Raw genomic sequence first — 13,744 nt, forward strand, 5'->3', positions numbered from 1 at the left:
CTTGATACAGATCGTTTTGCTTGTCATCCTCCTGCTCCTCGCCTTCTACGGGCTCCATAGCCTGTTGGGCGACGCACGGCAGCTTTCCCGGCAGAGGCTGCGCACGGCCCTGGTGTGGGCGGCCGTCGGCGTGATCCTGGTCCTCCTGGCCACCGGCCGGGTGAACTGGCTGGTGGCCCTGGTGGGCGGACTTGCCGCCCTCCTGTCCCGGGCCCTGCCCCTGCTGGTGCAATTGGCTCCTATTTTCCTGCGCGCGCGCCGCGCCGGCGCACAACAGGGGCCGCGCGAGTCCGGCCCGCGAGCCTCGGCAAACTCACGCATGACCCGCGAGGAAGCCCTGGAGATCCTGGGACTGGAACCCGGCGCGAGCGAGGCGCAGATCGTCGAGGCGCACCGCCGCCTGATGCAGAAGATTCATCCGGACCGGGGCGGCTCGGCCTACCTGGCCGCGCAGTTGAACAAAGCCCGCGACGTGCTTCTGGGCCGCTGACGAAGGACCCCGCCAAAGTCACAGGAAAGTTGCGGGAATTGCGGTTGATTCCGCCACTCAAGCCTCTAAACTAAGGGGCGACCGCGACGGTTCGAGGCGCGCGAACCGCGACCGGGCATGACCCGGCTAAGCGTGGACCCCACAAGCGCCGCCTATTGGAGAAAAGGACCATGATCAGCTCCAAGCCCAAAGACCTGACCCGCCCCGCCGACCTGCTCAAGCACGGCAAGGGAACGGGGCCGGTGAGAAGCCAACGTCCGATCTACCTGGACCTGCTGCCCCCCTGCAACAACGCCTGTCCCGCCGGCGAGAACATCCAGGCCTGGCTCGCCCAGGTGCAGGCCGGCCGCTACGAGCAGGCCTGGCAGACCCTCATGCGGGACAATCCCATGCCCGCCACCCATGGCCGCGTCTGCTACCACCCCTGCGAGAGCCAGTGCAATCGCACCCAGGTGGACAGTGCGGTGAGCATCCACGCCGTCGAACGCTTCTTGGGTGACATGGCCCTCAAGGAGGGCTGGAAAATCGTGCCCGACCAGCCTCTCAGCGGCAAACGCGTCCTGGTGGTGGGCGGCGGACCCAGCGGACTGTCGGCGGCCTATCATCTGGCGCGACTGGGCCACAGCGTGGAAATCCACGAGGCAGGCCCAGTGCCCGGCGGCATGATGAATTTCGGCATCCCCGCCTACCGCCTGCCGCGCCATGAACTGATGGGCGAGATACGCCGCATCGAGGACCTGGGCGTCAGGATCGTTCTCAACCACAAGGTTCAGGACCTACTGCTGGAAAAGCAGGCGGGCGGCTTCGATGCCGTTTTCGTCGCCGTGGGCGCCCACCTCAGCAAGCGCGTGGACATCCCCGCCCGCGACGCCGGCAAAATCCTCGACGCCGTGTCCTATCTACGCGATGCCGCCAGCGGCGATGCCCCGAGCCTGGGCCGCCGGGTGGCCATCTACGGCGGCGGCAACACCGCCATGGACGCCGCCCGCACCGCCAAGCGCCTGGGTGCGGAAGAAGCCCTGATCATCTACCGGCGCGACCGCGAGCACATGCCGGCCCATCCCTTCGAGGCCGACGAGGCCATGGAGGAAGGCGTCAAGATCAACTGGCTACGCACCATCAAGGAGATCGACCAGACCCACATCACCGTCGAGGTGATGAAGATCAACGAGCAGGGCTATCCGGAGCCCACGGGGGAATTCGAGACCCTGGAGGCCGACGCCCTGATCCTGGCCCTGGGCCAGGACACGGACACCGGATTCATGAAGGCCGTGCCCGAGATTCAGTTCCAGCGAGATGGCACCGTCATCGTCGACGCCAATATGATGACCGGCCACCCCGGCATCTTCGCCGGCGGCGACATGGTGCCCAGCGAGCGCACCGTCACCGTGGCCGTGGGTCACGGAAAAAAGGCGGCGCGCCACATCGACGCCTTCCTGCGCGGCGAGGTCTACGTCAAGCCGCCTAAGCACGAACTGGCAGGCTTCGAGAAGCTGCACATCTGGTATCTCACCGAGGCGGAACAGCGCCATCAGGAAACCCTGGACGCCGAGCGCCGGCGTTACGGCTTCGACGAAGTGGTGAAGGGCCTGGCCGAGACGGAGGCGGTGTTCGAGGCGCGCCGCTGCTTCTCCTGCGGCAACTGCTTCGAATGTGACGGCTGCTACGGCGCCTGCCCGGAGCAGGCCATCATCAAGCTGGGCCCCGGCGCCCGCTACCGCTATGCCTACGACCGCTGCACCGGCTGCGCCGTGTGCTATGAGCAGTGCCCCTGCCACGCCATCGAGATGACTCCGGAAACCGGAGAACAACCATGAACGCACCCAAAGTCATCACCCTCGAAGGCAACGAGGCCGTTGCCTACATCGCCTACCGGGTCAACGAAGTCTGCGCCATCTACCCCATCACCCCCTCCTCCACCATGGCGGAACTCGCCGACCAGTGGGCGGCCGAGGGCAAGACCAATCTCTGGGGGAACGTGCCCCTGGTGGTGGAGATGCAAAGCGAAGGCGGCGCCGCCGGCGCGGTGCACGGCGCCCTGCAGACCGGCGCGCTGACCACCACCTTCACGGCCTCGCAAGGCTTGCTGCTGATGATCCCGAACATGTACAAGATCGCCGGCGAGCTGACTCCGGCGGTGTTCCATGTGGCGGCGCGTTCCCTGGCGGCGCAAGGGCTTTCCATCTTCGGCGACCATTCCGACGTGGCGGCGGTGCGCAATACCGGCTTCGCCCAACTCGCCTCGGCTTCGGTACAGGAAGCCCACGACATGGCCCTCATTGCCCAGGCCGCCAGCCTGGAGTCGCGGGTGCCCTTCGTGCATTTCTTCGACGGCTTCAGGACCTCCCACGAAGTCAGCAAGCTCTTGCTGGTGCCGGACGAGCAGATCCGCGCCATGATTGACGAGCGGCTGGTGCGCGCGCACCGTGCCCGCGCGCTGAATCCGGACAGCCCCTTCATCCGCGGCACCGCCCAGAACCCGGATGTCTATTTCCAGGGACGGGAGACGGTCAACCCGTACTATGCCCAACTGCCCGCCATCGTGCAGGGCGTCATGGACCGCTTTGCCGCCCTCACCGGGCGCGCCTACAAGCTGTTCGACTACTACGGACACCCGCAGGCCGAGCGCGTCGCCGTCATCCTGGGCTCCGGCGCGCACACCTTGCGGCAGGCGGTAGCCTATCTCGCGGATCAGGGCGAGAAGGTCGGAGTCATCCATGTCCGCCTGTGCCTGCCCTTCTCCGCCGAACACCTGATGGCGGCCTTGCCCGCCAGCACCCGCGCCATCGCCGTGCTGGACCGCACCAAGACGCCGGGCACCGCGGGCGAGCCGCTCTACCAGGACGTGGTGACCGTGCTCACCGAGGCTTTCAGCGCCGGCCGCCTGCCCACGCCGCAGTTGCCGCGCATCATCGGCGGACGCTACGGCCTGTCCTCCAAGGAATTCACGCCGGCCATGGCCAAGGCGGTGCTGGACGAACTGGCCAAGGACAGTCCCAAGAACCATTTCACCGTGGGCATCCACGACGATGTCTCTCACACCAGCCTGGACTACGACCCCGCCTTCCAGATCGAGCCGGACAACCTGTTCCGCGCCCTGTTCTTCGGCCTGGGCGCCGACGGCACCGTGGGGGCGAACAAGAACAGCATCAAGATCATCGGCGAGTCCACGCCGCTCTATGCTCAGGGTTATTTCGTCTACGACTCCAAGAAATCCGGCTCGCGCACCGTGTCCCACGTGCGCTTCGGGCCCGATCCCATCGACGCGCCCTACCTCATCAGCCAGGCCCATTTCATCGCCTGCCACCAGTTCAATTTCATCGAAAAGGTGAACGTGCTGGAAAACGCGCGCCCCGGCGCCACCTTCCTGCTCAACAGCCCCTATGGACCGCAGGAGGTCTGGGACCAGCTGCCGCGCAGCATGCAGGAGGACATCATCGCCAAGCAGCTGCAACTGCACGTGATCGACGCCACCCAGGTAGCCCAGGACACGGGGATGGGTTCGCGCACCAATACCATCATGCAGACCTGTTTCTTCGCCATTTCCGGGGTGCTGCCGCGGGAAGACTCCATCGCCAAGATCAAGGAAACCATCAAGAAGACCTACGGCAAGAAGGGCGAGGACGTGGTGCAGAAGAACTTCAAGGCGGTGGACGAGACCCTCGCCCATCTCTATCCGGTGAAGATTCCTGCCGCCGCTAGCAGCACCCGGCAGTTGCCGCCCGCGGTGCCGCCCCAGGCGCCGGACTTCGTGCAGAAGGTCACGGCGCTGATGATGGCGGGCAAGGGCGACGAACTGCCGGTGAGCGCGTTGCCGCTGGACGGGACCTACCCGACGGGCACCACCCAATGGGAAAAGCGCAACATCTCACCCTTCGTGCCGGTCTGGGAGCCGGATATCTGCATCCAGTGCGGCAATTGCAGCTTCGTCTGCCCTCACAGCGTGATCCGCAGCAAGTTCTACCACGAGTCCAAGCTCAAGGAAGCGCCGGACGCCTTCAAGTCCGCGCCCATCAGCGCCCGAGGCTTCCCGGAAACCCGCTATACCCTGCAGGTCTATCTGGAAGACTGCACCGGCTGCGGCCTGTGCGTGGAGGCCTGCCCGGCCAAGAGCCTGAAGGAAAGCGGGGTGAAGGCGATCAATATGCGGCCCAAGGAGCCGGTGCTGGAGGCGGAGAGGGGCAACATCGGCTTCTTCGAATCCATCCCGGTCAACGACCGCGCCCGGGTGGATTTCTCCTCGGTGCGCGGCGCGCAGTTCCTGCAGCCGCTGTTCGAATTCTGCGGCGCCTGCGCCGGCTGCGGCGAGACACCGTATGTGCGCCTGCTTTCGCAATTGTTCGGCGACCGCATGGTGGTGGCCAATGCCACCGGCTGCTCCTCAATTTACGGCGGCAACCTGCCCACCACACCCTGGACCACCAATGCGGAAGGCCGCGGCCCCGCCTGGTCCAATTCCCTGTTCGAGGACAACGCCGAATTCGGCCTGGGCTTCAGGCTCAGCGCCGACAAGCACCTGGGGCTCGCCCGCCAGTTGTGCGAGGCCCTGAAGCCGCAACTGGGGGCGGAGCGGGTGGACGAGATTCTGCAGGCGCCGCAGGTGACCGAATCGCAGATATGCCTGCAACGCCTAAGAGTTGCGGAGCTGAAGGCTTCGCTCAAGGGCATGGACAACGAAACGGCGCGTGACCTGCTGTCGGTGGTGGACCATCTGGTGCGCCGCAGCATCTGGATCGTCGGCGGCGACGGCTGGGCCTATGACATCGGCTCGGCGGGCCTGGACCATGTGCTGGCCAGCGGGCGCAACGTCAATGTGCTGGTGATGGACACCGAGGTCTACTCGAACACCGGCGGCCAGATGTCCAAGGCGACGCCGCTGGGCGCCGTGGCCAAATTCGCCGCCGCTGGCAAGCCGGTGGCCAAGAAGGACATCGCCCTGCAGGCGATCTCCTACGGCAATGTCTACGTGGCGCGCATCGCCATGGGCGCCAATCCGCAGCAAACCCTGTTGGCCCTGCGCGAAGCCGAGGCCTACCCCGGGCCCTCCCTGATCCTCGCCTACAGCCATTGCATCGCCCACGGCATCAACATGCAGCAGGGCCTGAAGCAGCAGGATCTGGCGGTAGCCAGCGGTTACTGGCCCTTGCTGCGCTACAATCCGGCCCTGCGCGATTCCGAGCGCAATCCCTTCGTGCTGGATTCGCCCCGGCCGCGCATCGCGCTCAAGGACTACACGGCCAACGAACTGCGCTACAAGATGCTCAGCCGCACCAATCCGGTGGAATACGAGCGTCTTCTGGGCCTGGCCCAAAAGGTGGTCAACCAGAAATGGGAGATCTACGAGGAAATGGCGACGCGTGGCGGCGACCGCTTCCATCCCGACGCCGGCATGACCGTCGCCTGAGCCTTCGGAGGAAACCGTGATGGATTTGACCACCACCTACATGGGCCTTGAGCTCAAACACCCGATCATCGCCTCGGCCTCGCCGCTGTCCGAATCCGTGGACGGCATCCGCCGCCTGGAGGACTCCGGCGCCGCCGCCATCGTGATGTTCTCCCTGTTCGAGGAGCAGATACACCACGAGAACGAGGCCTTCAGCCATTTCATGGAGGCGGGGACGCAGAGCTTTGCCGAGTCGCTGAGCTATTTTCCGGCGGTGGACGCCTTCCCCGCCGGGCCCGACAATTACCTGGAACTGATCCGGACCGCCAGCGAAACCATCGAGATCCCGCTGATCGCCAGCCTCAACTGCGCCACCGCCCATGGCTGGGTGGAATACGCCAAGCAGATGGAGCAGGCGGGCGCCAAGGGGCTGGAGCTGAACATCTACGCGGTGGAGCCGAATCTGGAGATTTCCAGCCTGGAGGTGGAACAGCGGTATCTGGACATCCTCAAGACCGTGAAATCCGCCGTGGGCATTCCCGTCGCCCTCAAGCTGAGCCCCTTCTTCAGCGCCTTCGGCCACATGGCCAAGCAGTTGGACGACGCCGGAGCCGACGCGCTGGTGCTGTTCAACCGCTTCTACCAGCCGGATATCGACACCGAGCACTTGGAGGTGAATTCCACCCTGCACCTCAGCAACGCCGACGAAATCCGCCTGCCCCTGCTGTGGATCGCCCTGCTGCACGGCCAGATCAAGGCCTCCATCGGCGCCACCCGCGGCGTGCAGACGGCGGACGAGATCGTCAAATACCTGCTGGCGGGGGCCGACACGGTGATGACCGCCTCGGCCCTGCTGCGCAACGGCCCCGCCTACCTGGGCGAGTTGCTGGCGGGCCTGACCCGCTGGATGGAAAGCCGGCAGTTCGAATCCGTCGCGCGCCTGCGCGGCGTCATGAGCCACAGCCGCGTGGCCAACCCCAAGGCCTTCGAGCGCGCCAACTACATCAAGATGCTGGAGAGCTACCAGCCCAACTACCGGCAATAACCGGGAGCTTCAGTCCCGGTCCCCGGTCGACCTGAGCACGTCCAGCATGGCCTGATGGATCAGGCCGTTGCTGGCGACAATGCGTCCCGAGGCGAGCATCGCGTCGCCGCCGTCGAAATCCGTCACCGTCCCGCCCGCTTCCCGCACCAGCAGGACGCCGGCGGCAATGTCATAGGGCTTCACCTTCATTTCCCAATGGCCGTCCATCTGTCCCGCCGCCGTGAAGCACAGATTAAGGGCGGCGGACCCGATGCGCCTTGTGGCCTGGGCGGTGTGCTGGAATGCGAGGAAATTGCCCAAGTTGCTGTCGCTCACATGGGTGTCATAGGCGAATCCGGTGATGAGCAAGGCTCGCCGCAGGTCGGGCGTAGCCGATACACGCATCGGCCTGCCGTTGCAGGTGGCGCCCAAGCCCCGCGCCGCCGCGTACATCTGGCCCAATGCCGGGTTGTAGACCACCGCCACAGCCGGTTGACCCTCGATGTAAAGCCCCAGGGAGACGCAGAACAGGGGAAAGCCATGGGCGAAATTCACCGTGCCGTCCAGCGGGTCCACATGCCAGACATGGCCGGCTCCATCGGGCTGCGCCGGTTGCTCATAGGCTCCGCCTTCCTCGCCCACGATCCGGTGCCCCGGATAAAGCCGGCGCAATTCGCCGACGATGAACTGTTCGCTGCGAAGATCGTATTCCGTCACCGGGTCGATGTCCGTGCTCTTGAATTCCACTGCCATGGCTCGGGAGGCCTCCAGGGCGGTCCAGCCTTCCAGCAGGATCTCCCCGGCGCCACGGGCGATGGCGATGGCGTCTTCGAGAATGGTCTTGAGAGTTTGGGTGTCCGTTGGCATCGGGGCTCGGCTCGCAGGCATCAAGGGCGGGCCGGCATTTTAACGCGGGAAGCGGGGGAAGGCATCGGCCACTGCCGATGAGAACTGAGAACTTGAAAAAAGCGTCCCGGCTCGAGGCCGGGACTCAGGGGGAAAGTGCGGTTATCGTTCTGCTCAGACCTGCTCGCATGGAACGCCCCGCTTCGTACCCAGATTGACAAGGTAGTGGCGGAGGACACCGATACCCAGCACAGCCAGCAGGGCCAGCGGGAACTGGATGAAGAACGACATGATCACGGTCAGACCGAATAGGCTCAGCCCCGCAAACAGAACCGCAAAGGGAACGACCACAATAAGCAACAAAATATGCATTTCAGCCTCCATAAGCTTCGTTTCGGAAACAATCATAACGAATCCTGAGAAAAATACACCTAAATTGATTGTTGCCGTATAAAAAATAATTTCAAACTTATGACGTTCGTAATTTCTTATTTGGATCCAAGCCTCTTCAAGCACTCTGCGGATGAGATCGGCGCTTTTGCCCCACTCTTTAGTCAGCAAAATTCGGCCGGATCACAAAACCGGCCTGAGACAGCCAAGGGAAAGCATCCTTTCTTGACGCGAGTGCGAATGGCGCTCCAGCCGCTTGACATTTGACCACCTTGCGCGTAGACAGTATTCCTCACTTGGGGTAAGGGAACTCCCAACCCCGGCGCAGGCGTGTACATTCATTTCTCGAGGGAGCCACACCCTATGGAAAGGCATACGAACAAGTACCGCATCTCCGCTCTGCGCACCCTGACTTACCGCATGATCGGGCTTCTGCCCCCCGCGTGGCGCGAACCGGCGGCCGAGAAGCTCTTGCGCCGGCGCGGCTCCCCCGGCCCCGCCGCCGAGCACGCCTTCCAGTACATTCTCAGCGTGCACAAAGCCAAACGTAGCAACGGGCACCTCCCTGAGGCCAAAGTGGCCATGGGAGCCGATACCTTCTACGAAAAGCAGTATCGTCAGTTTTTGAACCCGACCATGGGGGCCTTTGCAGCCACCGCGCCCCAGGCCGTGTTGGCCGCGGGAGGCGAGCCGCGTGGCCACTTCTGGGGACGCCGGCGCAAGACCTGCGCCGCTGTGCTGGAGAATCCGCAAGGACCACCCCCCCTGATCGTATTGAATCCGGGCACGGTGGCGGTGGCATTGTGCCTGCCTCGTTTGAAGCGCCGCGGCGAAGCCGAGCAGGCGGCACGCTGGCTGTATGGGCTCGCGCCGATGCCCGACTATTTCAGGGAAGTGATCGACGGCGAGAGTACGAGCGGCCCATCAGCTCGAGTCAGCGCGCGCCAGAGCCCAGCAGCGGGACAGGTTCTGGAAACCCTAGACGCGGCGCTCTCGCAGCGCCACTTGGCGGTGCTTGCCCTGCACCCCCATGATCCAGATGCCATGGGCCTGCATATCACCCTGTTCGGCATCGAAGCCATGTGGCCGGCCGAACTGGCCCACCGTTTCGGGCTGTCCGAGAGCCTCATGGATCCCTACCGCGATTTCGCCCGGAACACGGATTGCTCGCTCGCGTTCTGTGTCGGCGCGACAGAGGAGGCTTTCACCCAGTGTTCACAGAACCTGTTCATCAAGCGTCCCACGCCCTTGACCAACCGGCACCCACCCGACCTGACCGAACTGGATTTCGAAGATTTCGTCAGCCGCCAGTTTGAAGCGATTCAAATCACGGTTTCCAGTAGCGGGCTTCCGGGGGCCTCGCCTCGCAACGGCGATCTCGGACATGCCGCCTTCGCGGTGCGCAGTTCCGGCCGTCTCTTGCTGCTGATTCCCTATCACCCCGGCAATGCGGTGCACGGACATGCGGCCAAGTTGTGGTCCAATCCCTATGGCAGCGTCATCCTTTCCGACGACCATGACACGTTACGGCGCATCACGGTATCCGGCCAGGCCCACCTCGCTTCCCACTCCGCGGTGGAGAAGAAGTTTCCGCAGGTCGCAGCGGAAGTCATGCTGCAGCAATCGCGCAAGGCAAAAGGCCCGGCGCCGCCGGACTACTGGTTCATACAGGAGGTGGCCGAACTGGTGCTGCAGCGCGAACCCCTGGCGCCCAATCGGCTCGACGCCAGCCGGCCGTCCTGCAGCATTAGTGCGGGAGGACAGGCATTGCACGGAAAAAAGCCCGAATATTTCCAAGCCGAAACCCTCCCGCCTTACGATAGCTGGCTGCAGCACCAGCGCGAAGCGGCAGGCCTGCTCGATGACCCCAGCGGCGCGCGCCACCGTCTGTGGCAGGTGGAAGTTGCCACCGCATTAAGCCAGCGGCGGGAACATCTGGATGCTCTGGCGAGAGAAATTCCCGGGCGGGACACCACCAGTCCGTCCCGAAATCAGCCTTCCGCGGCGATCCCAACGGACCCGAGCGCGACAGGCGCCGCCGTTTAGCTGCGCAACCCGGCGCCCGCAAGCTGCGAGAGCCCCTGAAAAAAAGCTGTCGCGCCACCGTTAGCGGGATGGCGCACCGCTCCGTCGCATTGCAAGCCGAGGCGTTGCAGCGATGCTTCGGCCTTCCTGCCCACCGCCACGATCACCGCTTCGGCAAAGGCCTGGCGCAGCAGCTTGAGAGCCTCGGCACCCACAGCCAGTTCGACATCGGTCGGCGTGCGATTGCTCCAGGGTGTTTCGACACGGTGAGGGTGCAGCGGCAGCGCATTCCAGAGGATGGTATCGCCAGCCAGACCCAGCCTATAGAGTGATTTCCAGACGATGGTGGCCGAGGGCTCTGAGAAAGGCTTCGCACGCAGGGAAAGCCGCGCCTTCACCGGCGCCATGCGCGGGATGGCGCCTTCCAGCAACAAGCGCTCGCTGGTAAAAGGGATGCCACTGTAGCGGCAGCCTTGATAGCCGCAGGCCTCGCCTACCAGGATCAATCGCGGTTCGCAGTCCAGGTGACTCGCCAGCCGCGCAATACGTCCATCGGGCCCTGAGCCTTCGGCATCAAAGGGGCACTGCTCCCGCCAGGGATGAAACAGTCCTGCCCCGCCTACCGGCAGCTTTGCCGTCAATTTCTCTGCAAGTTGCAACGCCCTTTCAGCGGGCATGAGGCCATCTCCGTCTTTTCGCGTGGTTGGGATCGGGTATTGTGTCCGGTCGCGGCCCCAAGCCCGCTTGACAAGAACGGGCGCTGCATGCAAATGTCTGGATCACCATTGCTTGAATCCGGACCCGGGGCATGCGGCTCCAGGGTACCGAAGGCACGACGCGATTGCGCTGATTTTCCTTGTCATGAGGGGAGTGAACCCGATGCGGCCTTACAAGCCCGGCACCATCGTCAACGCCATTTTCAACGGCTGCCATTGTTACGCCCGGATCATCGATGAAGGCATGAAATGGGGCGAGCCTTTCTACGATGTGGTCCTGCTGTCCCCCTGCGTCACCGAGCGCGGCACCATACCCGAGGGTACCAAGACCTGGGTCTGGCCAGAGATGATATCGCCCGTCTCGACCATCAATCAGCTCAATCCGGAGTCACAGGCCTCATACCTGCACTGAGCGGTTGTGAGAAAATTGACTGCGCGGCCCGATCGCTACGATTTTTCAAAGCCTCTGAGCCCGCCCGCCGCGGCCACATGGGCCTCGGCCGCACTCTGCGGGGCGTACAGGCGTGTGCGGTTGCGCCCTTCCTGCTTGGCGAGGTAAAGAGCGCAGTCCGCCTGGTCGACGAGGACGGGCCACATGTCACCATGGCTCTGCCGCTCCGGACGATACGCGGTAACGCCTATGCTCACGGTGATCTTGACCTCGTCCTTCATTTCGTCGCCAATATCCCGCCGCACACGCTCGGCCACGCGCATGGCGCCTTCCGCATCCACATCCGGCAACAGCGCCACGAATTCCTCGCCGCCCCAGCGTCCGATATGATCCACATTGCGCAGGCTGTTCCTTAACTTTTCGGCCACCCGCACTAGCACCGCATCGCCGGCGGAATGCCCGTAACGATCGTTGACCTGCTTGAAATAGTCGAGATCGATCATGAGGACCGACAAGGTCTTCCCGGTACGTTGGCTCAATCGCATTTCGCGCTGCGCACAGTCGTTGAGGGCACGACGATTGGCCAGCCCGGTCAGGGGATCGGTGGCGGCCAGTTGCTTGAGCAGTTCATCCTGCTGCCGCAAGGTCCGGAACAGGCTGCGCAGGCCAAACACGCCGGCGGCCATCAAGGTGGAAATCAACAGGCCGGTGACATTATTGACCCAACGCGGATCCGGATCCGCCCGCAGCATCAGGAGCGGCTCCACCCGCCGTTCGACCATCAGCAGCAGCGCCAGGGACACGCACACCCAGGCGAAGCGGAAACGGCTCGCGTGGCCGACCTGCAGCATGGCGGCCACAGCGGCCGCAATCTGCAGTGCGATGGACGCGATGAGGATACCGGCGACCCACGCCATCACGGCGGTCTCCGTGTGCGGTACCGCGACATGGCAGCGTCCCGACCCGGCCCCCGCGGACTCGAAAGCCGCTCCGGCATACGGGCCGCGGAACTAGACGCTGGTTCCGCCCACCGTCAGGCCATCGACCCGCAAGGTGGGCTGCCCCACGCCCACGGGGACGCTCTGGCCCTCCTTGCCGCAACTGCCCACGCCCGAATCCAGTTCCAGATCGTTTCCCACCATGGAAACGCGCGTCAGGACGTCGGGACCGTTGCCGATGAGGGTGGCGCCCTTGACTGGACGGGTGATGCGGCCGTTCTCGATCAGATAGGCCTCGCTGGCGGAAAACACGAACTTGCCGGAGGTGATGTCCACCTGCCCGCCGCCGAAATTCTTGGCGTACAGGCCCGACTGCACCGAGCCGATGATCTCCTGCGGATCGTGGGGGCCCGCCAGCATGTAGGTATTGGTCATGCGCGGCATGGGCAGGTGGGAATAGGACTCGCGGCGGCCGTTGCCGGTGGGAGCAACGCCCATGAGGCGCGCGTTGAGCTTGTCCTGCATGTAACCCTTGAGGATGCCGTTCTCGATCAGCGTGGTGCACTGGGTCGGCGTGCCTTCGTCATCGATGTTGAGCGAGCCGCGCCGGCCCGGCAGGGTGCCGTCGTCCACCACGGTGCACAAGGGCGAAGCCACCCGCTCGCCCAGACGGCCGCTGAAAGCCGAGGTGCCCTTGCGATTGAAATCCCCCTCCAGGCCATGGCCCACGGCCTCATGCAGCAGCACGCCCGGCCAGCCGGGGCCGAGCACGACGGTCATGTTTCCGGCGGGCGCCGCCACGGCCTCCAGGTTCACCAGGGCCTGGCGCACCGCCTCGCGGGCGTAGCCGGAAGCCCGTCCGCCTTCCAGGAAATAGCGGTAATCGGCACGCCCGCCCCCGCCGCTGCTGCCCTGCTCGCGGCGACCGCCCTGCTGCACGATCACCGAGACATTCAGTCGCACCAAGGGGCGGACATCGCCGTGCATCACGCCGTCCTGACCCAGTACCAGGACCACATCGTGGGCGCCGATCAGGCTCACCATCACCTGCTCCACCCGGGGGTCCAGGCTGCGCGCTTCCTCGTCCAGACGCCGCAGCAGCTCGATTTTCTCTTCCTCAGCCAGGGACTGCAGCGGGTCGATGGGCGGATACAGCTGCGATAGCGCGTTCCTGCCCTGTATCGCCACGCTGCCCGACTGTCCGCCGCTGGCGATGGCGCGGGCATTTCGTGCGGCATCCAGCAGGGCCGGGAGCGCCACTTCGTCGCTGTAGGCAAACCCGGTCTTTTCACCAGACACGGCGCGCACGCCGACGCCCTGCTCGATGTTATGGCTGGCCTCCTTGACGATGCCGTCTTCCAGGGCCCAGGACTCGTAGCGGCTGGTCTGCATGTATATGTCGGCCGCATCCACGGACGCGCCCAGCAGCTGCCCCATCACGTGGTCGATCTCGTTGTTGCCGAGGCCCGCCGGCTCCAGTAAGGATTGCCGGGCAATCGCCAAAGAATCACTTGCCATGGGAATCTCGTTGTTCTCGCTCG

The 13,744-nt window shown here is 64.5% G+C and carries 11 protein-coding genes; 6 read left to right on the forward strand and 5 right to left on the reverse strand.

The genetic code is table 11. From position 1 onward, the window contains the following. The first annotated feature begins 1 nt into the window (after position 1). The 4 genes from EK23_RS07905 (at position 2) to EK23_RS07920 (ending at position 6,918) form a co-directional block, all read left to right on the forward strand. Positions 2 to 490, forward strand: a complete 489-nt coding sequence (locus tag EK23_RS07905; protein WP_045224803.1) for a DnaJ domain-containing protein — start codon at positions 2 to 4, stop codon at positions 488 to 490. 170 nt (positions 491 to 660) lie between these two features. Next, positions 661 to 2,307 (forward strand): NAD(P)-binding protein, encoded by a 1,647-nt coding sequence (locus tag EK23_RS07910; protein WP_045224804.1) that lies wholly within the window; start codon positions 661 to 663, stop codon positions 2,305 to 2,307. Then, positions 2,304 to 5,894: a pyruvate:ferredoxin (flavodoxin) oxidoreductase gene (gene nifJ / locus EK23_RS07915; RefSeq protein ID WP_045224805.1), complete on the forward strand. Its 3,591-nt coding sequence runs from the start codon at positions 2,304 to 2,306 to the stop codon at positions 5,892 to 5,894. Before EK23_RS07910 ends, nifJ begins: the two co-directional genes overlap by 4 nt. A 19-nt stretch (positions 5,895 to 5,913) precedes the next feature. Then, the gene (locus tag EK23_RS07920; RefSeq protein ID WP_045224806.1) at positions 5,914 to 6,918 is read left to right on the forward strand and encodes a dihydroorotate dehydrogenase-like protein; all 1,005 of its coding nucleotides are present in this window, start codon (positions 5,914 to 5,916) and stop codon (positions 6,916 to 6,918) included. Positions 6,919 to 6,927: 9 nt separating this feature from the next. On the opposite strand, the gene EK23_RS07925 is transcribed toward EK23_RS07920, so the two are convergent. Next, positions 6,928 to 7,764 (reverse strand): inositol monophosphatase family protein, encoded by an 837-nt coding sequence (locus tag EK23_RS07925; protein ID WP_045224807.1) that lies wholly within the window; start codon positions 7,762 to 7,764, stop codon positions 6,928 to 6,930. 153 nt (positions 7,765 to 7,917) lie between these two features. Continuing rightward, positions 7,918 to 8,304, reverse strand: a complete 387-nt coding sequence (locus EK23_RS07930; protein WP_045224808.1) for a hypothetical protein — start codon at positions 8,302 to 8,304, stop codon at positions 7,918 to 7,920. A 192-nt stretch (positions 8,305 to 8,496) separates the two neighbouring features. Here EK23_RS07930 and EK23_RS07935 point away from each other — a divergent pair, with 192 nt between their 5' ends. Beyond that, the gene (locus EK23_RS07935; RefSeq protein WP_045224809.1) at positions 8,497 to 10,179 is read left to right on the forward strand and encodes a hypothetical protein; all 1,683 of its coding nucleotides are present in this window, start codon (positions 8,497 to 8,499) and stop codon (positions 10,177 to 10,179) included. On the opposite strand, the gene EK23_RS07940 is transcribed toward EK23_RS07935, so the two are convergent. Continuing rightward, positions 10,176 to 10,835 (reverse strand): uracil-DNA glycosylase, encoded by a 660-nt coding sequence (locus EK23_RS07940; RefSeq protein WP_052808033.1) that lies wholly within the window; start codon positions 10,833 to 10,835, stop codon positions 10,176 to 10,178. The two genes, EK23_RS07935 and EK23_RS07940, sit on opposite strands and share 4 nt — an antisense overlap. Positions 10,836 to 11,037: 202 nt before the next feature. Here EK23_RS07940 and EK23_RS07945 point away from each other — a divergent pair, with 202 nt between their 5' ends. Beyond that, the gene (locus EK23_RS07945) at positions 11,038 to 11,286 is read left to right on the forward strand and encodes a hypothetical protein (RefSeq protein ID WP_045224810.1); all 249 of its coding nucleotides are present in this window, start codon (positions 11,038 to 11,040) and stop codon (positions 11,284 to 11,286) included. Positions 11,287 to 11,321: 35 nt separating this feature from the next. On the opposite strand, the gene EK23_RS07950 is transcribed toward EK23_RS07945, so the two are convergent. Then, positions 11,322 to 12,182, reverse strand: coding sequence for a GGDEF domain-containing protein (locus EK23_RS07950; protein ID WP_052808034.1), 861 nt, complete (start codon positions 12,180 to 12,182; stop codon positions 11,322 to 11,324). A 93-nt stretch (positions 12,183 to 12,275) separates the two neighbouring features. After that, complete coding sequence (gene tldD, locus EK23_RS07955; RefSeq protein ID WP_045224811.1) at positions 12,276 to 13,721, reverse strand: metalloprotease TldD; 1,446 nt, start codon at positions 13,719 to 13,721, stop codon at positions 12,276 to 12,278. Between the last annotated feature and the right edge of the window lie 23 nt (positions 13,722 to 13,744).

Origin of the sequence: Methyloterricola oryzae (assembly GCF_000934725.1) — a bacterium.
In the GTDB taxonomy this organism is placed as follows: domain Bacteria; phylum Pseudomonadota; class Gammaproteobacteria; order Methylococcales; family Methylococcaceae; genus Methyloterricola; species Methyloterricola oryzae.

Coding starts and splice junctions, on each gene's coding strand:
- EK23_RS07910 (WP_045224804.1), top strand. CDS start 661: ATGATCAGCTCCAAGCCCAAAGACCTGACCCGCCCCGCCGACCTGCTC.
- nifJ (WP_045224805.1), top strand. CDS start 2,304: ATGAACGCACCCAAAGTCATCACCCTCGAAGGCAACGAGGCCGTTGCC.
- EK23_RS07920 (WP_045224806.1), top strand. CDS start 5,914: ATGGATTTGACCACCACCTACATGGGCCTTGAGCTCAAACACCCGATC.
- EK23_RS07925 (WP_045224807.1), bottom strand. CDS start 7,764: ATGCCAACGGACACCCAAACTCTCAAGACCATTCTCGAAGACGCCATC.
- EK23_RS07935 (WP_045224809.1), top strand. CDS start 8,497: ATGGAAAGGCATACGAACAAGTACCGCATCTCCGCTCTGCGCACCCTG.
- EK23_RS07940 (WP_052808033.1), bottom strand. CDS start 10,835: ATGCCCGCTGAAAGGGCGTTGCAACTTGCAGAGAAATTGACGGCAAAG.
- EK23_RS07945 (WP_045224810.1), top strand. CDS start 11,038: ATGCGGCCTTACAAGCCCGGCACCATCGTCAACGCCATTTTCAACGGC.
- EK23_RS07950 (WP_052808034.1), bottom strand. CDS start 12,182: ATGGCGTGGGTCGCCGGTATCCTCATCGCGTCCATCGCACTGCAGATT.
- tldD (WP_045224811.1), bottom strand. CDS start 13,721: ATGGCAAGTGATTCTTTGGCGATTGCCCGGCAATCCTTACTGGAGCCG.